23 protein-coding genes are annotated in these 23630 nt (G+C 68.1%); 12 read left to right on the plus strand and 11 right to left on the minus strand.

The annotated features are described in order from the left end of the window. Positions 1–3 precede the first annotated feature (3 nt). Together CVM50_RS09660 and CVM50_RS09665 are read left to right on the plus strand one after the other, a co-directional pair. Entirely contained in the window at positions 4–1128 is a 1125-nt protein-coding gene (locus CVM50_RS09660; protein WP_085889185.1) for a capsular polysaccharide export protein, LipB/KpsS family, read from the plus strand. After that, entirely contained in the window at positions 1125–2012 is an 888-nt protein-coding gene (locus CVM50_RS09665; RefSeq protein WP_085889184.1) for a glycosyltransferase family 8 protein, read from the plus strand. Before CVM50_RS09660 ends, CVM50_RS09665 begins: the two co-directional genes overlap by 4 nt. A gap of 3 nt (positions 2013–2015) precedes the next feature. Here the strand turns inward: CVM50_RS09665 and CVM50_RS09670 are convergent, their stop codons facing one another. Together CVM50_RS09670 and pnp are read right to left on the minus strand one after the other, a co-directional pair. Next, the gene (locus CVM50_RS09670; RefSeq protein WP_157792165.1) at positions 2016–2981 is read right to left on the minus strand and encodes a glycosyltransferase family 2 protein; all 966 of its coding nucleotides are present in this window, start codon (positions 2979–2981) and stop codon (positions 2016–2018) included. 105 nt (positions 2982–3086) lie between these two features. After that, entirely contained in the window at positions 3087–5219 is a 2133-nt protein-coding gene (gene pnp / locus CVM50_RS09675) for a polyribonucleotide nucleotidyltransferase (protein WP_085889182.1), read from the minus strand. 303 nt (positions 5220–5522) lie between these two features. On the opposite strand from pnp, the gene CVM50_RS09680 reads away from it, so the two are divergent. Beyond that, on the plus strand, positions 5523–6206 hold the full coding sequence (locus CVM50_RS09680; protein WP_085889181.1) for a class I SAM-dependent methyltransferase: 684 nt from the start codon (positions 5523–5525) through the stop codon (positions 6204–6206). Here CVM50_RS09680 and CVM50_RS09685 read toward each other — a convergent pair. The 6 genes from CVM50_RS09685 to CVM50_RS09710 form a co-directional block, all read right to left on the minus strand. After that, the gene (locus tag CVM50_RS09685; protein ID WP_085889180.1) at positions 6203–6988 is read right to left on the minus strand and encodes a GNAT family N-acetyltransferase; all 786 of its coding nucleotides are present in this window, start codon (positions 6986–6988) and stop codon (positions 6203–6205) included. The genes CVM50_RS09680 and CVM50_RS09685 overlap by 4 nt on opposite strands. Positions 6989–7118: 130 nt before the next feature. Further along, the gene (gene rpsO / locus CVM50_RS09690; protein ID WP_085889179.1) at positions 7119–7388 is read right to left on the minus strand and encodes a 30S ribosomal protein S15; all 270 of its coding nucleotides are present in this window, start codon (positions 7386–7388) and stop codon (positions 7119–7121) included. Positions 7389–7594: 206 nt separating this feature from the next. Beyond that, a complete protein-coding gene (locus tag CVM50_RS09695) occupies positions 7595–8854 on the minus strand; it encodes a calcium-binding protein (protein ID WP_085889178.1) in 1260 nt (419 codons plus the stop codon). A 106-nt stretch (positions 8855–8960) separates the two neighbouring features. After that, positions 8961–9488 carry a DUF1643 domain-containing protein gene (locus CVM50_RS09700; protein ID WP_085889291.1) on the minus strand — a complete coding sequence of 176 codons (528 nt, stop codon included), beginning with the start codon at positions 9486–9488 and terminating at the stop codon, positions 8961–8963. 8 nt (positions 9489–9496) lie between these two features. Continuing rightward, complete coding sequence (gene truB / locus CVM50_RS09705) at positions 9497–10432, minus strand: tRNA pseudouridine(55) synthase TruB (RefSeq protein ID WP_085889177.1); 936 nt, start codon at positions 10430–10432, stop codon at positions 9497–9499. Between the two features lie 225 nt (positions 10433–10657). Then, entirely contained in the window at positions 10658–12073 is a 1416-nt protein-coding gene (locus tag CVM50_RS09710; RefSeq protein ID WP_085889176.1) for an RsmB/NOP family class I SAM-dependent RNA methyltransferase, read from the minus strand. A 127-nt stretch (positions 12074–12200) separates the two neighbouring features. On the opposite strand from CVM50_RS09710, the gene CVM50_RS09715 reads away from it, so the two are divergent. Further along, positions 12201–12494, plus strand: a complete 294-nt coding sequence (locus CVM50_RS09715; protein ID WP_408634057.1) for a DUF1674 domain-containing protein — start codon at positions 12201–12203, stop codon at positions 12492–12494. Between the two features lie 84 nt (positions 12495–12578). Here the strand turns inward: CVM50_RS09715 and CVM50_RS09720 are convergent, their stop codons facing one another. Then, a complete protein-coding gene (locus CVM50_RS09720) occupies positions 12579–12959 on the minus strand; it encodes a hypothetical protein (protein WP_085889175.1) in 381 nt (126 codons plus the stop codon). A gap of 110 nt (positions 12960–13069) precedes the next feature. After that, positions 13070–13885, minus strand: coding sequence for a 4-hydroxy-tetrahydrodipicolinate reductase (gene dapB, locus CVM50_RS09725; RefSeq protein WP_085889174.1), 816 nt, complete (start codon positions 13883–13885; stop codon positions 13070–13072). Positions 13886–14136: 251 nt separating this feature from the next. On the opposite strand from dapB, the gene rbfA reads away from it, so the two are divergent. The 8 genes from rbfA to CVM50_RS09765 all read left to right on the plus strand — a co-directional run bounded on the left by rbfA (position 14137) and on the right by CVM50_RS09765 (position 23082). Next, a complete protein-coding gene (rbfA, locus tag CVM50_RS09730; protein WP_085889173.1) occupies positions 14137–14589 on the plus strand; it encodes a 30S ribosome-binding factor RbfA in 453 nt (150 codons plus the stop codon). Positions 14590–14638: 49 nt separating this feature from the next. Beyond that, positions 14639–15367 (plus strand): phosphodiester glycosidase family protein, encoded by a 729-nt coding sequence (locus CVM50_RS09735; RefSeq protein ID WP_085889289.1) that lies wholly within the window; start codon positions 14639–14641, stop codon positions 15365–15367. A gap of 295 nt (positions 15368–15662) precedes the next feature. Then, a complete protein-coding gene (locus CVM50_RS09740; RefSeq protein ID WP_085889172.1) occupies positions 15663–17417 on the plus strand; it encodes a heparinase II/III family protein in 1755 nt (584 codons plus the stop codon). Positions 17418–17439: 22 nt separating this feature from the next. Then, complete coding sequence (gene purH, locus CVM50_RS09745; protein WP_085889171.1) at positions 17440–19038, plus strand: bifunctional phosphoribosylaminoimidazolecarboxamide formyltransferase/IMP cyclohydrolase; 1599 nt, start codon at positions 17440–17442, stop codon at positions 19036–19038. A 20-nt stretch (positions 19039–19058) separates the two neighbouring features. Then, a complete protein-coding gene (gene lspA / locus CVM50_RS09750) occupies positions 19059–19526 on the plus strand; it encodes a signal peptidase II (protein WP_085889170.1) in 468 nt (155 codons plus the stop codon). A 50-nt stretch (positions 19527–19576) separates the two neighbouring features. Further along, the gene (locus tag CVM50_RS09755; protein WP_085889169.1) at positions 19577–20092 is read left to right on the plus strand and encodes a DUF3035 domain-containing protein; all 516 of its coding nucleotides are present in this window, start codon (positions 19577–19579) and stop codon (positions 20090–20092) included. Between the two features lie 258 nt (positions 20093–20350). Next, on the plus strand, positions 20351–21745 hold the full coding sequence (locus CVM50_RS09760) for a M16 family metallopeptidase (RefSeq protein ID WP_085889168.1): 1395 nt from the start codon (positions 20351–20353) through the stop codon (positions 21743–21745). Then, a complete protein-coding gene (locus CVM50_RS09765) occupies positions 21742–23082 on the plus strand; it encodes a M16 family metallopeptidase (RefSeq protein WP_198431884.1) in 1341 nt (446 codons plus the stop codon). The genes CVM50_RS09760 and CVM50_RS09765 overlap by 4 nt, the downstream gene beginning before the upstream one ends. A 94-nt stretch (positions 23083–23176) precedes the next feature. Here the strand turns inward: CVM50_RS09765 and CVM50_RS09770 are convergent, their stop codons facing one another. Continuing rightward, entirely contained in the window at positions 23177–23587 is a 411-nt protein-coding gene (locus CVM50_RS09770) for a MerR family transcriptional regulator (RefSeq protein WP_085889167.1), read from the minus strand. Between the last annotated feature and the right edge of the window lie 43 nt (positions 23588–23630).

Here is a 23630-nt window from a genome sequence, read left to right on the forward strand (position 1 = left end):
CATATGCGTTTTCTGAAGCTCGACACCGGCGTCATCGACACCTTTGATCAGGCCCTTGCGGGGGCGGTGGAGGTGGTCGCGACCTCTCCCGGCAAGCCGTTGGCGCGCCTGGCGCGGCACCGCGGCTGGTCCCGCGCCCTGGGCGTACAGGCCCGCGCGCTGGTGGCCCCTGGCGCCGAGGCGCGGCAGCTGATCGCGGGCAATATGGCCCGCAAACGCATCCGCCTGCCCGAAATCTTCGGCAATCCCTTCGTCGCGGGCCTCTATTCCTACGTCAAACGGGTCCAGGCGGCGGTCCTGAAGGAGGCGCTTCTGGCCGAACTGGCCGCCAGCGATCCGGAGGTGGTGATCGTCTACAACGGTTCCTCCTATCCCGAAACGGTGCTGGAGGCTGCCAGCCGGGGCCGGCCGCGCGTCTTCATCGAGGCGGGGTTCTTCCCCAAGACCCTGCAGATCGACCCAAAAGGGCTGAACGGCGCCAACTCCGTGCCCCGCGACCCGGCTTTCTACCTGGAGACGGAGGAGGATTTCGCCGCCCCCGGCCTGCCGGAGTTCGTCAACAACCGCCCCTCGAAGAGCAAGTACGACCCGGTGGAGCTGACGCCGGGCTATGTCTTCGTGCCCTTCCAGGTGCCCTCGGACATGCAGGTGACGCAGCATTCGCCCTGGATCCGCGACATGGAACAGTTCCTGGAACAGGTCTGCGCCGCCGCCGACCGGAACCCGGACGACACCTTCGTCATCAAGGAACATCCCAGCTTCAAACGGTCGGTCATCGGCTGGCGCGAGCATCCGCGGGTGATCTTCGCCAACGGCAATGTCACCTCCGATCTGATCCGCGATGCGCGCGCTGTCATCACCCTGAATTCCACCGTTGGGATCGAAGGGCTTCTGCTGGGCAAGCCGGTGACTACGCTGGGCCATGCCTGCTACAACATCGACGGTCTGGTGCAGCATGCGCCCGACGCGGCGGCGCTGGACGCGGCGCTGGCGGCGCGCGACTGGGCGCCCGATGATCGCCTGCGGCGGCAGGTCCTGGGCTACCTGTGGAACCGCTACCTGGTACACGGCAGCTATGCCGAGCTGCCCAGTGACCTGGCCGAGACCCTGAAGGCGCGCGCGGAATGAGCGGCGACGCGACGGGACAGGGGCCCATCCGCATCGCCGTGGCGACGGATGCCAACATGGTCGATGCAGCGCTGGTCGTCATCGGCTCCGCGCTGGAACATGCCTCGCGGGCGCTGGAGGTGCATTTCCTGGGCTATCAGCTGACCGCGGCGCAGCGCGACCGCGTCGCGGCGCAGTGCGAGGCCAGCGGCGCCCGGCTGGTCTATCATGAGATCACGCCGGATCTCTTCGACGGGGCCGAACAGCGCGACAGCAACATCTCTCTGGTGACCCTGGCGCGGATGCACCTGCCGCGCTGGGTCGAGGGGCGGATCATTTACCTGGATTGCGACATGCTGGTCCTGGGCGACCTGGCAGACGTGCAGGATGCCGACCTGGCTGGCCAGCCCCTGGGCGCGGTGCGGGATTTCTACGTGCTGGACCAGATGCGTGCCGGCAAGGAACGGCCCGAGAAGCTGGCCCACCACGCCGCGTTGCTGGGTCGCGCCGATGTGGCGGGCTATTTCAACGCGGGCCTGCTGCTGCTGGATTGCGACGCGATCCGCGCCGATGCGGATCTCTGCGCCCGCATGGGCGACGCGAGCGAGGCCAGCCGGTACAAGTTCATGGACCAGGATTTCCTGAACCTGCTGTTCGACGGGCGCACCGCCTTCCTGCCGCAGGCCTGGAACAGCATCTGGGGCCGCGACGCGGCACGGGCAAAGACGCTGGCCGGGCTGCCCTGGCTGCCCGAGGCGGAAAAGACCCCGGCGGCGTCGCAGCTGATCCACTACACCGGCCCGAAGAAGCCCTGGAAAAAACAGCCCCTGGCGAAGGCGCTGCTGCGCGGCCGCCTGCAGGCCCTGCTGGCCTGGCGCCGCGCGGCGGCCCGGATCCTGGGCTGAGCGTCAGGAACCGGTGGTTTCGCTGTAGTGGGTGGACTTTCGGCCCCGCAACACTGCGACACGCCCGGCGATCCACCCGGTCGACCGCGCCAGATCCAGTAGCCCGACGTTCGGGCGCAACGGCAGCGTCACCAGGTGCAGAAGCGCCTGCACCGATTTCAGCAGCAGTGCGGGATAGACCTTCCAGCGGGGCTCGCTCTTTTGTTCAAGCCGGATCCGATAGGCGGTGTTGGACATGTCTCGCGCGCGGCGGAATTGGTAGCGGAAGCTCATCCTGTCCGGCTCGACCCACTCAAACACCCTTGCCTCTTTGACCCAGCCAGTCGGTAGGCCAGCCTGGTAAGCCTCTCGATAGAGCTTCAGGTCCTCACCGCCATTCCGCAGGGTGTTGTCAAAGCGCAAGCCATGCTCTGTGAACAGCCGCATGTCGGCGAACCAGTTGTTGGTCGAGATGGTGACGTTACGCGTGTCATGAATGTCGGCATGGGCGGCGGCCCGGCGGGCGCGCTTGTCGAAACGATGTGCCATGTTGCGATGCATGAGCCGTGTCCATGCTCCCGCATCGTCGGGCGCCGGAGCAAGCAGTTGCGGCCCTCCGAGCAGCAGGGCGCCAGTCTCGCGGTAGGTTCGGGTCAGCGTGGTCAGCCAGTCCGGTGCGACGGTCTGGTCATCGTCGACGAACGCCAGAATATCGCTGTTCTGTGACAAGGCCCAGTCCACAGCGCGGTTCCGTGCAATGGGAATGCCCTGCTCCGGCTCTAAAAGGTACTGGAATTCGAGGCCGTTCCGCGAGGCCTTGCCCGCGTCCTCGACGAGTCTGCGGGCGTGTTCCTCTGTGTCGTTCTCGACGATCAGCCCGATGACCTTGGCATCGCGCGGCAGTTCCATTTCGCCTAGCGACCTGAGCAGTTGCGCGAGCATCCTTGGTCGGTGGCGGGTAAGGGCAGCAACGATGATCGTCAGCGACATGGCCAGCGTCTTCCTCTTGAACCTGCCCGGCGTCGGGCGAAAAAGGGCCACCGGGGGGACTGCCCCCCGATGGCCCGCTGTCATTTCGCAAAAGGAGAGGCCCGATTACTCGGCGCCTTCCTCCTTCGCCATTTCTTCGCCGGTCTCCTGGTCGACCATCTTCATCGACAGGCGGACCTTGCCGCGGTCGTCGAAGCCCACGAGCTTCACGAAGACTTCCTGGCCTTCCTTCAGCACGTCGGAGGGGTGGTTCAGGCGACGGTTCTCGATCTGGGAGACGTGCACCAGGCCGTCCCGCTTGCCGAAGAAGTTTACGAAGGCGCCGAAATCGACGAGCTTCACGACCTTGCCCTTGTAGATCTTGCCCTCTTCCGGCTCCGCCACGATCGAGTGGATCATGTCGTAGGCGCGCTGGATGGCCTCACCGTCGGACGAGGCGATCTTGATGATGCCGTCGTCGTTGATGTCGACCTTGGCGCCGGAGGTTTCCACGATCTCGCGGATGACCTTGCCGCCCGAGCCGATCACTTCACGGATCTTGTCGGTGGGGATCTGCATGGTCTCGATGCGTGGCGCATGGGCGGAGAATTCGCCAACGCCGGACAGGGCCTTGTTCATCTCGCCCAGGATGTGCATCCGGCCATCCTTGGCCTGGGCCAGGGCGGTTTTCATGATCTCGGGCGTGATGCCCTGGACCTTGATGTCCATCTGCAGCGAGGTGATGCCTTCGGCGGTACCGGCCACCTTGAAGTCCATGTCGCCGAGGTGATCCTCGTCGCCAAGGATGTCGGTCAGCACGGCGTAGGAGCCGTCATCTTCCAGCACCAGGCCCATGGCCACACCGGCCACGGCGGCCTTCAGCGGCACACCGGCGTCCATCATCGACAGCGAGCCGCCGCAGACGGAAGCCATCGAGGAGGAGCCGTTGGATTCGGTGATCTCCGACACGATGCGGATCGTGTAGGGGAAATCGGTGGGGGCGGGCAGGACGGCCTGAAGGGCACGCCAGGCCAGCTTGCCGTGACCGATTTCACGACGACCGGGGGAGCCGACACGACCCACTTCGCCGACCGAGTAGGGCGGGAAGTTGTAGTGCAGCATGAAGTTGGATTTGAAGTTGCCGTGCAGGGCGTCGATGAACTGTTCGTCATCGCCGGTGCCCAGCGTGGTCACGACCAGACCCTGGGTTTCGCCACGGGTGAACAGCGCCGAGCCGTGGGTCCGGGGCAGGAAACCGGTTTCAGCTTCGATCGGGCGGACCTCGTCGGTACGACGACCGTCGATCCGCTTGCCGTTCTTCACCACGTCGCCGCGTAGGACGGTGGATTCCAGCTTCTTCAGCGCCGAGCCGAGGTTCGCATCTTCCTGCTGTTCCTCGGTCAGACCGGCGATGATCTCTTCCTTCACCGCGGCAACGGCGCTGGTGCGCTCCTGCTTGTCGGTGATGGCGTAGGCCGCGCGCATCTTGTCTTCACCGGCGGCCTTCACGGCGTCGTACAGCGCCGAGTAATCCGGGGGTGTGAAGTCGAAGGGCTCTTTCGCGGTCTCTTCGGCCAGGCTGACGATCAGGTCGACAACAGGCTGGATCTGTTCGTGCGCGAAGGTCACGGCACCCAGCATCTCGTCTTCCGTCAGCTCGTAGGCTTCGGATTCGACCATCATCACGGCGCCCTTGGTGCCGGCGACGACCAGGTCGAGACGCTGTTCGGGGTTGTTGCGCAGGCCCTGCATGTCATCGACGGAAGGGTTCAGCACGTAGTTGCCGTCGACGTAGCCGACGCGGCAGCCAGCGATCGGGCCCATGAAGGGTGCGCCCGAGATGGTCAGTGCGGCGGAGGCGGCGATCATGGCGACGATGTCGGGATCGTTTTCCAGATCGTGGCTCAGCACGGTGCACATCACCAGCACTTCGTTCTTGAAGCCGGGGGCGAACAGCGGGCGGATCGGGCGGTCGATCAGGCGCGCGGTCAGGGTCTCTTTCTCGGTGGGCCGTGCCTCACGCTTGAAGAAGCCACCCGGGACCTTGCCGGCCGCGTAGTATTTTTCCTGGTAGTGGACAGTGAGGGGGAAGAAGTCCTGGCCCTCTTTCTGCTTCTTGGCGAAGGTGACGTTGGCCATCACGGAGGTTTCGCCAAGGGTGGCGATGACGGTGCCATCGGCCTGGCGGGCAACCTTGCCCGTTTCCAGAGTGAGGGTCTCGTCCCCCCACTGCATCTCTTTTTTCGTTACGTTGAACATCAGCGTATCCTGTCTGGAGGCTGTCCCGGGCCCTCCCGGGTCCTCCGTTTGCATGGTGGCCCCATTGCCACCGACCCCTAATCCTCATGTCACAGCGCCGGGGTCCCTTGCGCTACGTCTCAGATTACCGGCGCCATACAGGAGAATGGGCCTCTTGGAAAGCTTTGAGGTTGGGTGCCGGGCGGGGCAATTCGTCCTTGCCGTGTGCGTCGGGGCCGATATGCAGGGCGGATCCGTCCCGCCCGCGCGGCGCGCCCGAGCCTGCCCGTGGTCCCCTGTCCCAGCCGAAGAGATGCCGCCCCGATGTCCTCCGCCCCGCTGCCCCCCTCGCCCTACGAGGCGCCCGGTTTCTACGACCGGGCCATCGCCGAGGGGCGCCACCGTGCCATCGTCGGCGGCCGCTGGGATGAAACCGGACGGGTGCAGATGGGCCTGCTGCGCGATCACGGGCTGCAGCCCGAGCATCACCTGCTGGACATTGGCGCCGGCGCCCTGCGCCTGGGCTGCAAGGCGATCCCCTATCTGCGCCCGGGCCATTACTGGGCCACCGATGCCAGCCGCGAGATCCTGCTGGCCGGATATGAGCGGGAACTGACGGAGGTGCCACCGGCGCAGCGCCCCGATCCGGCGCAGTTGATCGGCGATCCCGGTTTCGACTTCCCGGGCGTCAGCGACGCGATAACCCACGCGATCTGTTTCGCCGTCTTCCCGCACCTGGCGCCCGGCTACCTCGACCGCGCGCTGACCTCCCTGTGCCGCTTCCCGGCGCTGGAGCTTTTCGCCTTCACCGTCTTCCTCGCCCCCGAGGCGGCCGCGGCCACGCCCTATCGCCAGGCGGACGGCGTGGTGACCCACCCGGCCAAGCCCCCCTGGCACCGCCCCGAAGCAGAGGTGCGCGCCGTGGCCGAGGGCCTGGGCTGGCAGTTGGCCCGCGACGACCGCATGCTGCCGCGCGGTCAGGTCCTGTTCCTGGCACGGCGCGCCTAGCGCAGGTAGCGTCCCTCGCCTCGGGTTGCGATGCCGGAGACCAGGTCGGGATCGAGCGTCAGCCCGCAGCCCTCGACCATGCGCCGCGACGGGGTGTTGCCCTCTGAAACCAGCTCGTAGATCGCCCCGGCCCCCATGTCCGCTATCGCCTTGCGCAGCATCATGGCATTGACCCGCGTTCCCAGACCGCGACCACGGAAGGCCGGGTCGACCGCCACCAGCCCGCCCCAGGCCGTGTGGGCATGGGGGCTGTGCCGGTTGTGCGGGAAATAGGCAAAGGCGCAGGCGGCGATCCGGCCCGCACGGTCCTGCAGGGCAGCCAGCGCCGAAGGGCCGCCGACCCTCCCGGCCAGCATGGCCGAAGAGAAGGGGACGATCCCGTTTTCCGACATCATGGCGCGCAGGGCCTCCAGAAAGGCGGCGTCTGCGCGTCGGGCCTCGGGCACCGGTGTCAGGCCCTCGGGCGGTGGCCCGGCCAGCACCCTGTCGCAGGCGGCGACGACCCTCTGCGCCGCGCCGGTGAAGACGTTCCAGAATTCCATGCGGTAGCCGCGTTCGGCCAGCGTCGCCTCCAGCTCGGGAAGATGATCGCGCGACAGCATCCGGACCCCCATCAGGCCGTCTTCCTCCAGGATGCGGAAGACCTGGGCCCAGCCGAGGCGCGCGGGGTCGTCACTGCCGCGAAAACGGACGGCGTTGCAGGCGCCGGGGGTGGTCATGGCCCAGTCCAGCGCCGCTTCGGCGCGGGCGGTCAGGCTGTCGGAGGGGGAAGGGAGGGTCATGTCGCGGTCTCCTGTCTACGGCAGGATACCCCGAAACGGCGGTCTGGCTGAGAGAAAAACTGGCGTCAGGAACGCGAAACGCCCGCTCCTTTCGGACCGGGCGTCTGCTGTCTTGCGACGGTGGGCGCGCTTAGCGGCGCAGGCCCAGGCGCTTGATGAGGTCCTGGTAACGGGCCTCGTCCTTGCCTTTGAGGTAGTCCAGCAGCTTACGACGCTGGGCGACCATCATCAGAAGGCCACGGCGACCGTGGTTGTCCTTCTTGTGGGTCTTGAAATGCTCGGTCAGGGTCGCGATGCGCGAGCTGAGGATCGCAACCTGCACCTCGGGCGAACCGGTGTCGCCCTCCTTGGTGCCGAATTCCTTGATCAGGCGGGCTTTTTCTTCGACGGTGATCGACATCGGAATCTCCTATGAGTTCAGGGTTGGGGCACAAGCCGGGATGTCGTCCAGCAGGGTCCATAGAGAATCCACCGGGGCCGTCCCCAGAAGATTGCGCGCTGATAGGGGATTCCGGCGATGAAATAAAGCCTTTTCTGGTGTTCTGCCCGGCTTCGCGCAACCGCCGGCCTGAGGCGGCTCGATCAGGTTTCCCGTCAGTTCGCCGGTCAGGCGGCGAAGCTCTGGGCGTCGGACAGGGGCAGGATGGCGATGCTGCCTTCGCTGATCGCATTCGCCCCGGCGAAGCTGGCGATACAGGTGCCATCCGCCAGGACGCGGGTGGTGGCGCCGTCGCTTTGGATGCTGATCTCGGGCGACGGGGTGCCATCGGCATAGGTGACCATCAGCACGTCGTCCTCTGGGGTGAAGTCGATGATCTCGACCGCCGTTTCCTCGCCGGTGATCCAGCCGCCCAGCACGAAGACATCCTCGCCAGCCCCGCCGGTCAGGGTGTCGCCCGCGCCGCCGATCAGCGTGTCGTCGCCGGAGCCGCCGTTCAGATAGTCGCCCCGATCCAGATCCTGCGCCCCCTCGTCGGTGGCGGGATCCTCCTCCAGGCTCTCGATCAGCCCGGAGATCCAGTCGTCCCCCGAAGCGCCGAAGAGCGTATCCGCCCCCAGCCCGCCCAGAAGCCGGTCATTGCCGATCCCGCCGGAGGCAGCGTCATCGCCTGACCCGCCGGCCAGCAGATCATCGCCCGCCCCGCCGCGCAGCACGTCGTGGCCCTCGCCCCCGGCCAGCGTGTCGGCGCCGGACATGCCCGCCAGCACATCCGCGCCAGAGCCCCCCGCCAACAGGTCGTCCCCCGAGCCACCTTCAAGCGTGTCATCGCCCGCCCCGCCAAGCAGGGAGTCGCTACCGCGCATGCCATGAAGTGCGTCATCGCCGGCCCTGCCCGCAATGGTATCCTCGCCGCTGTAGCCGCCCAGCTGGTCCTGGCCGTCGCCGCCCTGCATCAGGTCGTCGCCGGGGGTGCCGGCCTCGATGGTGTTCAGAGAGGTCGTGAACTCCTCCGCGAGCCGGTCGATCCGGGCGTTCAGGGCCATCATGTCATCAAGGTTCAGGAGGCTGTCGCCCGAGGCGGTGGCGGTTTCGTCCTCGGCTGCCACGTCGTCGCCCGAGGTCTCGCCCTGGCCGGTTTCGGACAGGGCATCGTCGCCGGTCAGGTCGGCCTCGGCGGAAGTTTCTGCCTCCTCACTGCCGACCTCATCCGTTTCGGGATCGTCGTCTCCGGGGGGCGCCTCCGTGCCGTCGTCCTCGGGCTCGCCTCCGAGGATCCGGTCGAGCCAGCCCCCGCTGCTGCTGTCGGCGTCGTGATCCTCTTCGGTGTCGGTGTCCTCGTCCTCCGTATCGACGGGCTCGTCCAGCGCCAGCACGGCGGTGGCGCCGATCATCAGCATGCCCATCAGACTGGCCAGAAGATACATGTCACCCTACCTGCTCCGCCGCCCGTGGACGCGAAGAGCGCACCTACACCCATGGCGATTAGGCCACGCGGCAGGGCGCCGGGTCAAAGACATCCGGAGCGGGTGGTTAATCGACCGCTACCGTCCAGCGGTGTGGCTGGGCCGCATAGGCGATGTAGAGCGGGTGGCGCGGCTCCCCGGCCTTGGTCAGGCCCAGGTGCGCCAGTGGTCGGCCGGTGGCCCGCAGCAGGGCGGCGCAGGTCTTGCCGCGCCCCATGTGATCCGCATGCGCCCCCCAGCCACAGAGGATCAGCCCGTTGTCGCCGACCCAGCGAGCGGCCTCGGCCAACTGGGCATCGTTCGCGGGGCCGATCGGATCAGCAGCCTTCTTCAGCAGGGCGGGCGAGGTCTCGCGCCAGGCGAAGATGTTGCAGGCCCGAAAACCGCCGTAGCCCAGGGTGCGGGCGCGCCGCTCGCAGCGTTCGATGGTGGGGTCGTTCTGCTGTTCCGTCGCGGTCGAGGGGTTCAGCATGACGTACAGAAGGCGCGGCGCGGCGGCGTCCCAGACCCGGGTCAGGGCATAGCGGTAGTGGCCGCAGGGGGAGTAGAGGGCGGCGCTGGTGGCGTCACCCTTCTGGAAGTGCTTCTCGACCAGCGCCGTCATCAGCCTTCCGGCGTCGGGGCGGGGGCGGAAGGCAGGTTGAAGACGCGGCTGGGGTGCAGCTCGCCCGCCTTGAAGGTGCCCACGGCGACCGGCACGCCCTGGTACACGGCCCAACACTCCTCGCCGTAGTCGAGGCCCTGGGCGATCACCATGCCGGGATTGCCATGGCGCAGCCGCGCCGCGCCCTCGGCTGTGGCGGTGACCACGGGCAGGTCCGTCAGCCCGGTCTCCAGCGGCAGCAGGTACTGATCCAGCTCGGGCGTGCGCGCCAGCTCCTCGACCGTAGCGAAGGAGATGCCCTTGGCCGCCTCGAAGGGGCCGGACCAGACGCGTCGCAGGTAGTCGACATGGCCGAGGCAGCCCAGTTTAGCGCCCAGATCGCGCGCGATGGAGCGAACATAGCCACCCTTGCCGCAGACCATTTCCAGCCGCGCGTGATCGGCATCGGGGCGGTCCAGCAGGATCAGGCTCTCGACCCAGAGGGGGCGGGCCGCCAGCTCCATCTCCTCGCCGTCGCGGGCGCGCTTGTAGGCGCGTTCGCCGTCGATCTTGACGGCGGAGAACTGCGGCGGGACCTGTTGGATGTCACCGACGAAGGCGTTCAGCGCCTCCTTGATCTCGTCATCGGTCGGGCGGCTGTCGGAGGTGGCGATGACCTCGCCCTCTGCATCGTCGGTATTGGTGGCGGCGCCGAAGGTGACGGTGAAGTCATAGGCCTTCAGCGCATCGGTGACGAAGGGCACGGTCTTGGTGGCCTCGCCCAGGGCCACGGCCAGGGTGCCGGTGGCCTCGGGGTCCAGCGTGCCCGCATGGCCCGCCTTCTTGGCGTCGAAGGCCCAGCGGACCTTGTTCACGACCGCGTTGGAGGTCAGCCCCGCGGGCTTGTCCACCACCAGCCAGCCGGAAATGTCGCGCCCCTTGCGTTTGCGTGCCATGTCGCCTCTTGGATTGCCTGTTTTCAAAGGCCGGTGAGCTAGCCGAGCCGCGCGCCTGCGTCAAGCGTCCAGGGGCGGGGGCGCTGCCCCCCTTGAGCCTGCGGCTCAATTCACCCGGGAGTATTTCTGGCCATCGTATGGAACAAGGAGAGTTGCTCATTCCATACGATGGCTGAAAATACTCCCGCCGGAGGCCATCGTCCGTCAGGACGTTACCTGGCGCGCTCAGTCGGCCTTGCGCAGCAGGGCCATGTAGAAGCCGTCCATGCCGCCCAGATCGGGCCAGAGGTCGGGGGTGGTGCGGACGCCGCCTTCCTCGGTGATCCAGGCGGGATCGAGGCCGGGGGCCTCGGGGCGGATCACGCTGAGGCCCGGGTGGCGTTCCAGCGCCTCTTCCACCTGGCATTCGCCCTCGTCGGGGATCAGCGAACAGGTGCAGAAGACGAGGCGCCCGCCCGGGGCCAGCAGAGTCAGGGCGTGGTCCAGCATGGCCGACTGCAACTCGATCAGCGCGCCGATCTCGTCGCCGTCGCGGGCCTGCGGCAGGTCCGGGTGGCGGCGGATGGTGCCGGTGGCGGAGCAGGGCGCATCGAGCAGGATCACGTCGTATGTGCCGGTCTGTTCCAGCGCGTCGCCGGCGCGGATCCCGGCGGACAGCCCGGTGCGGGAGAGGTTCTCCTGCACCCGCGCCAGGCGGGTTTCGCTGAGGTCCAGCGCGGTGACCCGGGCGCCGGCGGCGGCCAGCTGCATCGTCTTGCCGCCCGGGGCGGCGCAGAGGTCCAGCGCGGTCTTGCCGGTCAGGTCACCCAGCAGGCGCGCGGGCAGGGCGGCGGCGGCATCCTGCACCCACCAGGCGCCCTCGGCGTAGCCCGGCAGAGCCGACACCTGGCCGCCGTCGGCGAGGCGCAGCGATCCGGTGGGCAGCAGCGTGGCGCCCAGCTCCGTCGCCCAGTGTTCGGCGCTGGCAGGATCTTTCACCGTCAGGTCCAGGGGCGCGCCCGCGGCATGGGCCGTCTCGAAGGCGCGGATCTTCTCGGGGCCGTAGGCCAGCGACAGCGGTTCGCGCAGCCAGTCGGGCAGGCGGGGCGCGCGCAGCTTGGGCCATTCGTCCTCCGCCTCGGCGGCGACCTTGCGCAGCACCGCGTTGACCAGCCCCTTCATGTTGGCCCGGCCCGCGGCCCGCGCCGCCTCGGTCACCCAGTCATTGACCACGCCATGCGCCGCGCCGCCCGCTGCCAGTTCCCAGGTGCCCAGGCGCAGGATGTTCAGGATCGGCAGCGGCGGCGCCTTCTTCAGGTGCTTCTCCAGCAGCCGGTCGCAGCGTTCCAGCTGGCGCAGCGTTTCCGTCGCCAGCCGCTGTGCCCGGGCCCGGTCCGGCGGAGAAAGCCGGCCCAGCCAGGGCGCCTCGCGCAGTTCCGACAGCAGGCGCGGATCCTCGCCCAGCACCCCGTTCAGCAGCCGCAGCGCGCCGGCGCGGGCCGAGAGCGGCGCGGTCGGCGCGCGATCGGCGCCGGCGCCGCCGTCACGGCTGCGCGGGTGGCCTCCGGGCTTGCCGCCGCGCGGGCCCTTCGGTCCGCCCTTGCGATCAGGGCGGCCCTGGCCGTTGGAGCGGGTCGGGCGGGGCGTGGTCGGTTTGGACATCGGGGCACCTTTCGGGGCAACGGGTCAGATCCCGGGAAAGATCGTGACGACAGATCGTGACTGGGGCTCGTCTTGCGGCTGGATGAGGGCGGCGTATATCATGGGCAGAGCCGAAAGGAAGCGTGCCATGAGCGAAGAGACCTCCGACCGGATGCCGCAGCCGGTCCCCGACCTGACCGGTGCCGCCGCCGACGCCGCCCCCGAAGCGCCCGCGGTGCCTCGCCTGAGCCCTGAGGAAGAGGCAGCCCGCCGGGCTGCCTTGCCGGAGGTCGCGCGCCGCGCCCTGGAAGAGGCCGATGCCCGCCGCGAGGCCGCGCTGGCCACTGAGGCCGCCCGCCCGAAGGAGCTGGGCGGTCGGGATGGGCCGGACCCCGCGCGCTACGGTGACTGGGAAAAGAAGGGCATCGCGATCGATTTCTGATCGCGGCGTCCGGGGCTGGCCAGGGCTAAGCATGGCGCGACGGCTCAGGCTCCGGTCGGCGCCTTGCCCCCATGGCGCGCCGGATCAGCGGCGCAGCCAGAAGTCCTTCGACTGTCCCTCGCCTGCGTCGCTTGTAAATCGCAGGGTCTGGGAGATGAGGGTGACTGTCTGGCACTCCTCCTTGCTGCGTCGATCTCCCCAGCTCAGCTGCCTGCAGAAAAGATCGTCCCGCCAGTGCCAGCGGCCCGACAGGCCGGTGCCCAGCATCTCGCCGCGAATGCGGCCATCTCCGTCGATCCGCATGGTGACGCCAAGCGCGCTCAGCTGTGCGCCCGCGACGAGGGCGACGAAATCATTGCGGTTGGAGATGGTGTGCGTATCGGAGGCCTCCGCCGGTGGCGACAGAAAGGCCAGGCAGGCAAGGGCGCAGAGGCCATGAGGTACCGTGTGGTGCGACAGGCTCATGTGGTCGAGATAGAGGCCACGCAGTGCCGTTTCAACACCCCGGATCAGGGTCGTGCCGGGCGCGCGGATCTGCGCGCAGGCGCCCGCGCCCCTGGGCGCGGGCAGGCTGCTCAGCCCTTCAGGCCGAGCACGTCCAGCATGTCGTATTCGCCCGGGCCCTTGTCCTGACCCCAGAGCGCGGCCTTCAGCGCGCCGCGGGCGAAGACCGAGCGATCCTCGGCCACGTGGCGCAGCACGATGCGTTCGGACTGCGAGGCGAACATCACGTCATGTTCGCCCACGATGGCGCCGGCCCGGATGGCGGAAAACCCGATGTCGCCGCGCTTGCGGGCGCCGGTGATGCCGTCGCGACCGCTGTCGGTCACCTCCTTCAGGTCCACGCCGCGTCCCTCGGCGGCGGCCTCGCCCAGCATCAGCGCGGTGCCCGAGGGGGCGTCGACCTTGCGGTTGTGGTGATACTCGATCACCTCGATGTCGAAATCCTCGTCCAGGGCGGCGGCAACCTGTTTGGTCAGCTGCACCAGGAGGTTGACCCCCAGAGACATGTTGCCGGCGCGGACGATGGTGGCATGGCGGGCGGCGGCGGCGATCTTTTCCAGGTCGTCGTCGGACAGACCGGTGGTGCCGATGACATGGGTGGCGCGGGCCTGTGCGGCCAGCGCCGCGAATTCCACGGTGGCGGCGGGCGCGGTGAAGTCGATCACCGCCTGGGCATTGGAAAAGGCCTCCAGCGCGTCGTCGGTGACGCTTACGCCCAGGGCCGCGCCGCCCATGCATTCGCCAACGTCCCGGCCGATCCAGTCATGGCCGCTGCGTTCCACCACACCGACGAGGCGGGCGGCGTCGCTCTCGGCCACGGTGCGGATCAGCATCTGGCCCATGCGCCCCGAGGCGCCGGTGATCACGATACCCGGTTGGTTGGTCATGGGGGTCTCCTTCTGGGGCCGCGCGGCCGCCGGTGCTGTTGCCGGCCTTCCTTAGCGTCCCCGGCCCTGCTTGGCAAAGGGCGGGGCGCGTGGCAGGGTCTGGGCACCCGCGGCGGCGCGGGACGGCCGGGCGCCGGTGTCATCCCGGTGGCGGGCCTTGTTCCCGGCGCGCGGAGGGCCTAGATGCGGCGCGACATTGACATGACAGACAGGAGGGGCCGGACCGGCCGGCCCCGCATGAGGCGGCAGCGATGAGCAAGAACAAGTTTCACGACGGCGCGGGACCCTCGCAGCGGCAGCTGCGCGTGGGCGAAACGGTGCGGCGCGCCCTGTCCGAGCTGCTGTCGCGCGGCGACATTCACGACCCGGAGCTGAACCGGCTGTCGATCACCGTGGGCGAGGTGCGCTGTTCGCCGGATCTGAAGATCGCCACGGCCTACGTGATGCCCCTGGGCGGCGGTCACGTGGATGATGCCATCGACCTGCTGGCCAAGAACCGCGGCGAGCTGCGCCGCCAGATCGGCAAGAAGCTGAACCTGAAGTTCACGCCGGATCTGCGCTTCCGCCCCGACGACACCTTTGACCGGCTGGACGAGACCCGCCGCCTCTTCGCCGACGAGACCGTGCGCCGCGATACCGGTGCCGATCAGGACGACGATGCCCAGGACGATAATGATCGGGACGACGAGCGGACCGGGGACTGACCCGGTGATCGACCGCCGTCCCCTTCCTGCCCTGCTGGCGGGCCCGGTCATGGTCCTGCTGATGCTCTGGCCCCTGGCGGCCGGGGCGGTCACCTGTCGGGACGAGACCTGGGAAGGCAACCGCTACTCGGTCTGCGAGGTCGATCCCGCGGCGGAGGACCTTGAGCTTTTCCTCTATGATCCGGGTGGGGCGCCCTACGGCGATTTCACCACCCTGGAGGCGCGTCTGGCCAGCAAGGGCAAGCGCCTGGCCTTTGCGATGAACGCCGGCATGTACCACGAGGACCGGGCGCCCGTGGGCCACTACCTGGAAGACGGGCAGGAGATCATGCGCGTGATCCCCAATGCCGGACCGGGCAACTTCGGCCTGCTGCCCAACGGAGTCTTCTGCCTGGCCGAGGGCCGGGCGGAGGTGGTCGAGACGCTTGAGTACCAGCGCCGCCGCGACGACCTGGGGTGTCGCGATGCGACCCAGTCGGGTCCGATGCTGGTGATCGACGGGGAACTGCACCCGCGCTTCCTGCCCGACAGCACCTCGCGCTACATCCGCAACGGGGTGGGCACGACTGCGGACGGGGACCGCGCGGTCTTCGTCATCTCCCGCAGTGCCGTCACCTTCCACGATTTCGCCGGCGTCTTCCGCGATATGCTGGACCTGCCACAGGCGCTCTACTTCGATGGCAATGTCTCGCGGCTCTACGCGCCCGAGCTGGGCCGGGCCGACTGGGGCCGTCCGATGGGTCCCATCGTGGCCGTGGTCGAGGGTGCGGCGGAGTAAGTCGGGATCGGCCTGACGGCCGATGGCCTCCGGCGGGAGTATTTCTGGCTGTCGGATCATGAGGGCGCGGAACTCCTTTCATCCGACAGCTGGAAATACTCCGGGGGAGTCCGCCGCAGGCGGGCGGGGGCAGAGCCCCCTTTGCCCTGCCAGGACGCGCGGATGCTGGCGGATCGGGCACAGCGCGGCGCTAATCCCGTTTCACGCATGACAGGGCTTGCGGTGCGGGCTAGGATGCGGCCAAACGCCTGCAGAGCGTTTCGATGACAAGCAGACCAGCGACAGAGGCAGGCAGATGTCCCGATCCGAGCCCCAGGCCCCCGGCGGTGCACGGTTTCTGAACCGCCTGCACGCATGGGCCGCGGCCCGCGCCCGTCCTGCCACTGCCTTCACCAGCCAGCCCGAACCGCGCAGCGTCGGCGCCTTTGCCCGGGGGCGGCAGATGCTGGCGGGCAATTTCCTTTTCGCCGGCCAACTGGTCGAGGCGCCCAAGACCTCCATCTGGGACATTGTGCCCCCCGATGACGCCTTCGAGGATGAGGTGCACGGCTTTGCCTGGCTCGACGACCTGGCCGCCGTGGGCGACCAGAAGGCGCGGCTGGCCGCCCAGGAGTGGACCTGGGACTGGATGGCCCGCTACGGGCGCGGGCGCGGCCCCGGCTGGCAACCGGATCTGGCGGGTCGCCGGCTGATCCGCTGGATCCACCACGCCCTGTTCCTGCTGCGCGCCCGAGACAGCGCCGCCTCCGAGGCCTTCTTCCTGTCACTGGGCCGCCAGACCATCTACCTGTCGCGCCGCTGGAAGGCCGCGCGCCCCGGGCTGCCGCGCTTCGAGGCGCTGACCGGGCTGATCTACGCGGGCCTCGCCCTGCGCGGAATGGAGGGGCATGTCGACCCCGCCCGCCGCGCCCTGGAGCGTGAGGCAAAGGCCCAGATCGACGCCCAGGGCGGCCTGCCCACGCGCAACCCCGAGGAGTTGCTGGAGGTTTTCACCCTGCTGACCTGGGCCGCGCTGGCGCTGGAAGAGGCCGAGATCGAGATCGGCCCCGAGCATCGCGCCGCCATCGAGCGCATCGCCCCCACCCTGCGCACCCTGCGTCATGCCGACGGATCGCTGGCGCGGTTCCACGGTGGCGGGCGCGGGCAGGAAGGGCGGCTGGATCAGGCGCTGGCGGCCAGCGGCATCAGCCATGCCCAGCCGGACGGGCTGGCGATGGGATTCGCCCGGCTGTCGACGGGCCGCACCTCGGTCGTCGTCGATGCCAGCCCGCCGCCCACCGGGCGCGCCAGCCTCTCGGCCCATGCCTCCACCCTTGCGTTCGAGCTGACCTCGGGGCGGCGCCCGGTCGTGGTGAACTGCGGCTCCGGCCGCAGTTTCGGCCCCGAGTGGCGCCGGGCCGGACGGGCTACGCCCAGCCATTCCACCCTCTGCCTCGACGGGCTGTCCTCGGGACGGTTGTCGCATCGCAAGGGGCTGCGCGGTGAGGAACTGGAGGATGCCCCGAAGACCGTGCCGGTCCGCCTGACCCATGCCTCTGACGGGATCCGCTTCCAGGGCGGGCATGACGGCTGGGTGCAGACCCACGGCCTGACCCATGCCCGCACGCTGGAGCTGACCTTCGACGGGCGGGCCATCGCGGGCGAGGACATGCTGCTGTGCCTCGACGACCGCGACAAGAAGCGGTTCGACCGCGCCATGGACGCCCACAAGCTGGAGGGCATCCCCTACCAGATCCGTTTCCACCTGCACCCGGAGATCGAGGCGCATCTGGACATGGGCGGCACCGCCGTCAGCCTGGCGCTGAAGAGCGGCGAGGTCTGGGTGTTCCGCCACGATGGCCGCCAGGAGATGACGCTGGAGCCTTCGGTCTTTCTCGAACGCAACCGGCTGAAGCCCCGATCGACCCTTCAGATCGTTCTTTCGGGCCGCGCCGTTGAATATGCCTCGCGCATTCGCTGGTCTTTTGCCAAGGCACAGGATACTCCCGTCTCCGTCCGGGACCTCTCTCGCGAGGAGGAGGACCCGGTTTTACTGAGTGATCTGACCTGACCCACAGCTGGACCCCGACACCATGACCGACACCCGAGCCCTGCACCCCGTCCGCCGCGCGCTGATCTCCGTTTCCGACAAGACCGGGCTGGTCGACCTGGCCAAGGCGCTGGCCGCGCGTGGCGTCGAACTGTTGTCCACCGGCGGCAGCGCCGGGATGCTGCGGGACGCGGGCCTGCAGGTGCGCGACGTGGCCGACGTCACCGGATTCCCGGAAATGATGGACGGCCGGGTGAAGACCCTGCACCCCAAGGTGCACGGCGGCCTTCTGGCGCTGCGCGACGACGAGGGCCATGTGGCGGCGATGAACGAGCATGGCATCGGCCCGATCGACCTGCTGATCGTCAACCTCTATCCCTTCGAGGAAACCGTGGCGAAGGGCGCCGACTACGACACCTGCATCGAGAACATCGACATCGGCGGCCCGGCGATGATCCGCGCGGCGGCCAAGAACCACAAGTTTGTCAACGTCGTGGTGGATGTCGAGGACTACCAGCCGCTGCTGGACGAACTGGAGGCCAATGACGGCGCCACCTCCTATGCCTTCCGCCAGAAGCTGGCGCTGACCGCCTATGCCCGCACCGGCGCATATGACGCCGCCGTGTCGGCCTGGATGACCGGCGCCCTGGAAGAGACCGCGCCGCGCCGTCGTGCCTTTGCCGGCACCCTGGCCCAGACCCTGCGCTATGGCGAGAACCCGCACCAGTCGGCGGCCTTCTACACCGATGGCTCCGACCGTCCGGGCGTGGCCAATGCGACCCAGCTGCAGGGCAAGGAACTGAGCTACAACAACATCAACGACACCGATGCGGCGTTCGAGCTGGTGTCGGAATTCCTGCCCGGCAACGGCCCGGCCTGTGCCATCATCAAGCACGCCAACCCCTGCGGCGTGGCGCGCGGCCAGACCCTGCGCGAGGCCTACATGAGCGCCTTCGACTGCGACCGAACCTCGGCCTTCGGGGGCATCATTGCCCTGAACTCCAAGCTGGACGCGGAGACGGCGGAGGAGATCAGCCAGATCTTCACCGAGGTCATCATCGCGCCCGGCGCCGATGACGCCGCCAAGGAGATCCTGGCCAAGAAGAAGAACGTGCGCCTGCTGCTGACCAACGGCCTGGCCAACCCGCTGACCGCCGGCCTGATGGTGAAACAGGTCTCGGGCGGCTACCTGGTGCAGGACAAGGACGCTGGTCACATCGACATGGACGACCTGAAGGTGGTGACCAAGCGCCAGCCGTCGGAAAAGGAAATGGCCGACATGCTGTTTGCCTGGAAGGTCGCCAAGCACGTGAAGTCGAACGCCATCGTCTACGTCAAGGACGGCGCCACAGTGGGCGTGGGCGCGGGCCAGATGTCCCGCGTGGACAGCTGCCGCATCGCCGCGCGCAAGGCGCAGGACATGGCCGAGGTGCTGGGCCTGTCGGAACCGCTGACCCGCGGCTCCGTCGTGGCCTCCGACGCCTTCTTCCCCTTCGCCGACGGTCTGCTGACCGCGGCCGAGGCGGGCGCCACCGCTGTCATCCAGCCCGGCGGCTCCATGCGTGACGACGAGGTGATCGCCGCCGCCGACGAAGCCGGCCTGGCCATGGTGATGACCGGCATGCGCCACTTCCGTCACTGAAGCGGGCAAGGGAAACGCCAATGCGCATCGTGTTCTGGGCCACCTTCTGGGTCTTTCTGGCCGACCAGGTGACGAAATACCTGGTCGTGCACATGATGGACCTGGCTCATCGCCAGGAGATCGTCCTGATCGACGGCTACCTGCGGTTTCGCATGGCCTGGAACGACGGGATCAACTTCGGCCTGTTCTCGGACGGGGCTCATTGGGCCCGCTGGGTGCTGATCGCCCTGGCGCTGCTGATCTCCGTCGGCGTGCTGTGGTGGGTGAAACGCGAGATGCCGCGCCGCGCCGGGCTGATCGCCGCCGGCCTGGTGGTGGGCGGGGCCCTTGGCAATGTCGTCGACCGGCTGCTTTACGGGGCCGTGGCGGATTTCGCCAATGTCACCTGCTGCGGCATCGACAACCCCTATGCCTTCAACATTGCGGACGTCGCGATCTTCCTCGGAGCGGCGGCGCTGGTGTTCCTGCCGGCGGAGAAAGAGGCGTGACCTCGGACCTGCAATCGGATAAGCCTCGGACAACGCCAAGGAGTACCGCGATGAATCTGGCTCGGGGAGCGATCATTCTGACCATCTGTGCGCTGGCCGGCTGCAGCAGCGGCGACGGTACGCTGCGCTACTTCTCGGACAGTGGCGGGGGGCCGGAAGAGTTCAACATCGTCCCCTCCAAGGAGTTGGAACAGCCCGAGGATTACGCCGCGCTGCCCGCGCCGACGCCGGGCGGGTCCAACCGCGTCGACCAGCAGCCCCTGGGGGATGCCGTGGCGGTTCTGGGCGGGCGTCCTTCGGCGCTGGAAGACCAGGGGGTCAGCACCGCCGATGGCGCACTGGTCACCTATGCGTCACGCGCCGGGGTCGATCCGCAGATTCGCCCGACGCTGGCCGCCGAGGACGAGGAGTTCCGCCGCCGGAAGGCGATGTTCAACAACCTGCGTCCCTTCAAGCTGGACCAGTATTACCGCGCCTACGAGGACCAGTCGATCGACCCGCGTAACGTGGCGAAATACTATGTCAGCCGCGGCGTGCCGGTGCCCAGTTACCCGCCGTTGAACTGATCCCCGCCTGTCGCCGCCCGAGAACGGGCCTGACCGACCCCCGCCTGATCTGCGGGGGTTTCGTCGTTTTGGGGCGGTGTGGGAGCGGAGCGGCATGGGGGTGCGCTGTCAGGCCGCGCCGCCGATCCGCCACTGCGGCAGAGAGGCTGGATCGCCCGGCTCTCACGTCGTCACTTCGTGGTGAATGCGGGCATGGTCCCTTGTCGCGGCCCTTGCGGGCGGTATCTTCTGCCAATGATTTACATGAGAGGAGGGCGCATGCTGAAACGGCTCGCTGCCGGGGTGTTTACCCTGGCCTGTCTCGCCACCCAGACCGCGGCACTGGATGCTGCGGACCAGGTCACGGATTTCACGCTGGACAACGGGATGCAGGTGGTTGTGATCGAGGATCACCGCGCGCCGGTCGTCGTGCACATGGTCTGGTATCGCGCCGGCGCTGCGGACGAGGAGCCGGGTGTCTCGGGCATTGCGCATTTCCTCGAACACCTGATGTTCAAGGCCACCGACAGCATGGAGTCGGGGGAGCTTTCGGCCACCGTCGCCGCCAATGGCGGCACCGATAACGCCTTCACCAGCCAGGATTACACCGCCTACTTCCAGCGGGTTGCCGCGGACCGACTGCCCCTGATGATGCAGATGGAAAGCGACCGGATGCGCAACCTGGCCCTGACGGAGGACGACATCGCCACCGAGCGCGACGTGATCCTGGAGGAACGCTCGATGCGCACCGACAGCGATCCGGGGGCGCTGTTCAACGAGCAGATGAAGGCGGCGCAGTACCTCAACCATCCCTACGGCGTGCCAGTGATCGGCTGGCGGCACGAGATGGAACAGCTGGGCCTGGCGGAAGCGAACGCCTGGTATGAAACCTACTATGCCCCCAACAATGCCACGCTGATTGTCGCCGGTGACGTGGATCCGGAGGAGGTGCGCGCCCTGGCAGACGACTACTACGGCGTCCTGGCCCCCAACCCGGCACTGGATGCCGAGCGGCAGCGCCCGCAGGAGCCGCCCCAGATCGCCGAACGGCGCGTCGTCTTCAAGGACGCCCGGGTTGCGCAGCCCTATGTCAGCCGCAGCTACCTGGCGCCCGAACGCGATCCCGGCGCGCAGGAGAAGGCGGCGGCCCTGGTGATCCTGGCGAAACTGCTGGGCGGCGGCTCCACCTCCTTCCTCTACGAGGACCTGGTGCTGGACCAGCAGGCGGCGGTCTATGCCGCGGCCTATTATTCCGCCACCTCCTATGACGACACCACCTTCGGCGTCTACATCGTGCCCCCGCCGGACGTGGATCTGGAGACGGCCGAGGCTGACCTGGACGCCGCCATCGCCCGTTTCCTGGAGGCCGGCGTGGACGAGGAGGCGCTCGACCGGATCAAGATGCAGGTGCGCGCCGAACAGATCTACGAACGCGACGACGTCGCCGGCATGGCCCGGGTGTACGGCAGCGCGCTCAGCTCCGGTCTGACCATCGAGGATGTGCAGGCCTGGCCCGCCATCCTGCAGGCGGTAACGCCTGAGCAGATCATGGAGGCGGCCCACGAGGTGCTGAACCGCGACCACGCCGTGACCGGGCTGCTGATGCCGGACCCCGAGGGCTCGGCCGAGCCCGTGGCCCTGTCGAACCCCGAAGCCGGTGAGGTGACCCAATGATCCGCGTGATGCGCCACATCCTGGCCCCCGCCCTTCTTCTGCTCACCGCCCTGCCGCTGCGCGCGGAGGTGCCCATCCAGGAGGTCACCAGCCCCGGCGGCCTGACCGCCTGGCTGGTGGAGGAGCATTCGATCCCCTTCACCGCGCTGGAGATCCGCTTTGCCGGTGGCGCCTCGCTGGATGAACCCGGCAAGCGCGGCGCGACCTACCTGATGACCGGCCTTCTGGAAGAGGGATCCGGCACGGGCGAGGCCGAGATGGACAGCCGTGAGTTTGGCCGCGCCGTGGAGGGGCTGGCCGCGCAGTTCTCCTACGACGCCCATTCCGACGGTCTGGCCGTCTCCGCCCGCTTCCTGTCGGAAAACCGTGACGAGGCGGTGGCCCTGCTGCGTCAGTCGCTGGTCGAACCGACCTTCCCTGAGGATGCGGTGGAGCGGGTGAAATCGCAGGTCCTGTCGATCATCCGCAACGACGCCAAGGACCCGCAGAAGATCGCCAGCACCAACTTCGCCGCGCAGACCTACGGCAATCACCCCTATGCATCGGCAATTGAGGGCACCGAGGCCAGCGTTGCGAGGCTGACGCGCGAGGACATGATCGACGCCTGGCGCAACGTGATGGTAAAGGACAACAACCGCGTCTCCATCGCGGCCGTGGGCGACATCACCCCCGAAGAGCTGGGCGTCCTGCTGGATGACCTGCTGGGCGAGCTGCCCGAACGCGGCGGCCCGCTGCCCGGACAGGCGAACCTGACCCTGACCCCCGGCGTGTCGATCACGCTCTTCGATACCCCGCAGGCGCAGGTGATCTGGGGGCAGGAGGGGCTTGGCATGGATGATCCCGACTTCTTCCCGGCCTTTATCCTCAACCAGATCATCGGGGGTTCGGGCTTCGATAGCCGGTTGATGACAGAGGTGCGCGAGAACCGCGGGCTGACCTATGGCATCTACACTTGGCTGGCCGATCGCGACTACGCCAATGTCTGGATGGGCAGCGTGGCCTCCGACAATCGCCGGGTGTCCGAGACGATCGAGGTGATCCGCGACGAATGGGCCCGCGTGGCCGAGGAAGGCGTGACCGCCGAGGAGTTGGAGCAGGCGAAGAAATACATGACAGGCGCCTATCCGCTGCGCTTCGACGGCAACGGGACCATCGCCCGCATCCTTGTGGGGATGCAGCATGATGGTTTCCCCATCGACTACCCCGCCGGGCGCAACGACCGGATCAACGCCGTCACGCTGGAGGAGATCAACCGCGTGGCGCGCGAACGCCTGCACCCCGACCGCCTGCGCTTCGTCGTGGTGGGGCAGCCCGACGGACTGGACGAGGTGAACTGACCCGGCCTGCCTCATGAAAAAAACGAACGCCCCCGCAGTCCGGCTGTGGGGGCGTTTCGCGTTCGGCGGGCAGGTGTGGGCGCCGGGGGCGGGCCTAGTGTTCGCCCAGGCATTGCCCGTGATCGCCAAGCGCCTCGATCAGGCCGCAGGGGGCGCCGGGGGCGTGATCGCAGGTATCGGCCAGCCGCTCCAGCTCCGTTTCCAGCCGTTGCAGGCGGGCGATGCGGGCGCGAATGTCCGACAGGTGCTGCGCGGCGATTTGGTGGGCATCGGTGCAATCGCGGCCCTTGTCCGACAGTTCCAGCAAATGGCGGATGGCCTCCAGCGACAGGCCCAGGCCGCGCCCATGGGCGATGAAGTGCAGCCGGTCCAGGTCGGCGCGGGCATAGCGGCGCTGGCCACCTGCGCTGCGGTCGGGCGGGGGCATCAGCCCCGCCTCCTCATAGTAGCGGATCGTGGGCACCTTGACCCCGGTGGCCCGGGACAGTCTTCCGATGGAAAACATCGCATTTCCCCTTGAACCTCTAGTGACTAGAGATCCTATCTTG

The sequence above is a fragment of the Pseudooceanicola marinus genome, assembly GCF_002786295.1.
In the GTDB taxonomy this organism is placed as follows: domain Bacteria; phylum Pseudomonadota; class Alphaproteobacteria; order Rhodobacterales; family Rhodobacteraceae; genus Pseudooceanicola; species Pseudooceanicola marinus.

What these genes read in the sequence shown, in the direction of transcription:
- CVM50_RS09710 (WP_085889176.1), bottom strand. Translation starts at nt 12,073, where the DNA reads ATGTCCAAACCGACCACGCCCCGCCCGACCCGCTCCAACGGCCAGGGC.
- CVM50_RS09765 (WP_198431884.1), top strand. Translation starts at nt 21,742, where the DNA reads ATGATCCGCGTGATGCGCCACATCCTGGCCCCCGCCCTTCTTCTGCTC.
- rbfA (WP_085889173.1), top strand. Translation starts at nt 14,137, where the DNA reads ATGAGCAAGAACAAGTTTCACGACGGCGCGGGACCCTCGCAGCGGCAG.
- CVM50_RS09770 (WP_085889167.1), bottom strand. Translation starts at nt 23,587, where the DNA reads ATGTTTTCCATCGGAAGACTGTCCCGGGCCACCGGGGTCAAGGTGCCC.
- CVM50_RS09735 (WP_085889289.1), top strand. Translation starts at nt 14,639, where the DNA reads ATGGTCCTGCTGATGCTCTGGCCCCTGGCGGCCGGGGCGGTCACCTGT.
- dapB (WP_085889174.1), bottom strand. Translation starts at nt 13,885, where the DNA reads ATGACCAACCAACCGGGTATCGTGATCACCGGCGCCTCGGGGCGCATG.
- CVM50_RS09720 (WP_085889175.1), bottom strand. Translation starts at nt 12,959, where the DNA reads ATGAGCCTGTCGCACCACACGGTACCTCATGGCCTCTGCGCCCTTGCC.
- CVM50_RS09665 (WP_085889184.1), top strand. Translation starts at nt 1,125, where the DNA reads ATGAGCGGCGACGCGACGGGACAGGGGCCCATCCGCATCGCCGTGGCG.
- CVM50_RS09695 (WP_085889178.1), bottom strand. Translation starts at nt 8,854, where the DNA reads ATGTATCTTCTGGCCAGTCTGATGGGCATGCTGATGATCGGCGCCACC.
- pnp (WP_085889182.1), bottom strand. Translation starts at nt 5,219, where the DNA reads ATGTTCAACGTAACGAAAAAAGAGATGCAGTGGGGGGACGAGACCCTC.
- CVM50_RS09660 (WP_085889185.1), top strand. Translation starts at nt 4, where the DNA reads ATGCGTTTTCTGAAGCTCGACACCGGCGTCATCGACACCTTTGATCAG.
- CVM50_RS09755 (WP_085889169.1), top strand. Translation starts at nt 19,577, where the DNA reads ATGAATCTGGCTCGGGGAGCGATCATTCTGACCATCTGTGCGCTGGCC.
- CVM50_RS09760 (WP_085889168.1), top strand. Translation starts at nt 20,351, where the DNA reads ATGCTGAAACGGCTCGCTGCCGGGGTGTTTACCCTGGCCTGTCTCGCC.
- CVM50_RS09670 (WP_157792165.1), bottom strand. Translation starts at nt 2,981, where the DNA reads ATGTCGCTGACGATCATCGTTGCTGCCCTTACCCGCCACCGACCAAGG.
- truB (WP_085889177.1), bottom strand. Translation starts at nt 10,432, where the DNA reads ATGGCACGCAAACGCAAGGGGCGCGACATTTCCGGCTGGCTGGTGGTG.
- CVM50_RS09715 (WP_408634057.1), top strand. Translation starts at nt 12,201, where the DNA reads ATGAGCGAAGAGACCTCCGACCGGATGCCGCAGCCGGTCCCCGACCTG.
- lspA (WP_085889170.1), top strand. Translation starts at nt 19,059, where the DNA reads ATGCGCATCGTGTTCTGGGCCACCTTCTGGGTCTTTCTGGCCGACCAG.
- CVM50_RS09685 (WP_085889180.1), bottom strand. Translation starts at nt 6,988, where the DNA reads ATGACCCTCCCTTCCCCCTCCGACAGCCTGACCGCCCGCGCCGAAGCG.
- CVM50_RS09680 (WP_085889181.1), top strand. Translation starts at nt 5,523, where the DNA reads ATGTCCTCCGCCCCGCTGCCCCCCTCGCCCTACGAGGCGCCCGGTTTC.
- CVM50_RS09740 (WP_085889172.1), top strand. Translation starts at nt 15,663, where the DNA reads ATGTCCCGATCCGAGCCCCAGGCCCCCGGCGGTGCACGGTTTCTGAAC.
- rpsO (WP_085889179.1), bottom strand. Translation starts at nt 7,388, where the DNA reads ATGTCGATCACCGTCGAAGAAAAAGCCCGCCTGATCAAGGAATTCGGC.
- purH (WP_085889171.1), top strand. Translation starts at nt 17,440, where the DNA reads ATGACCGACACCCGAGCCCTGCACCCCGTCCGCCGCGCGCTGATCTCC.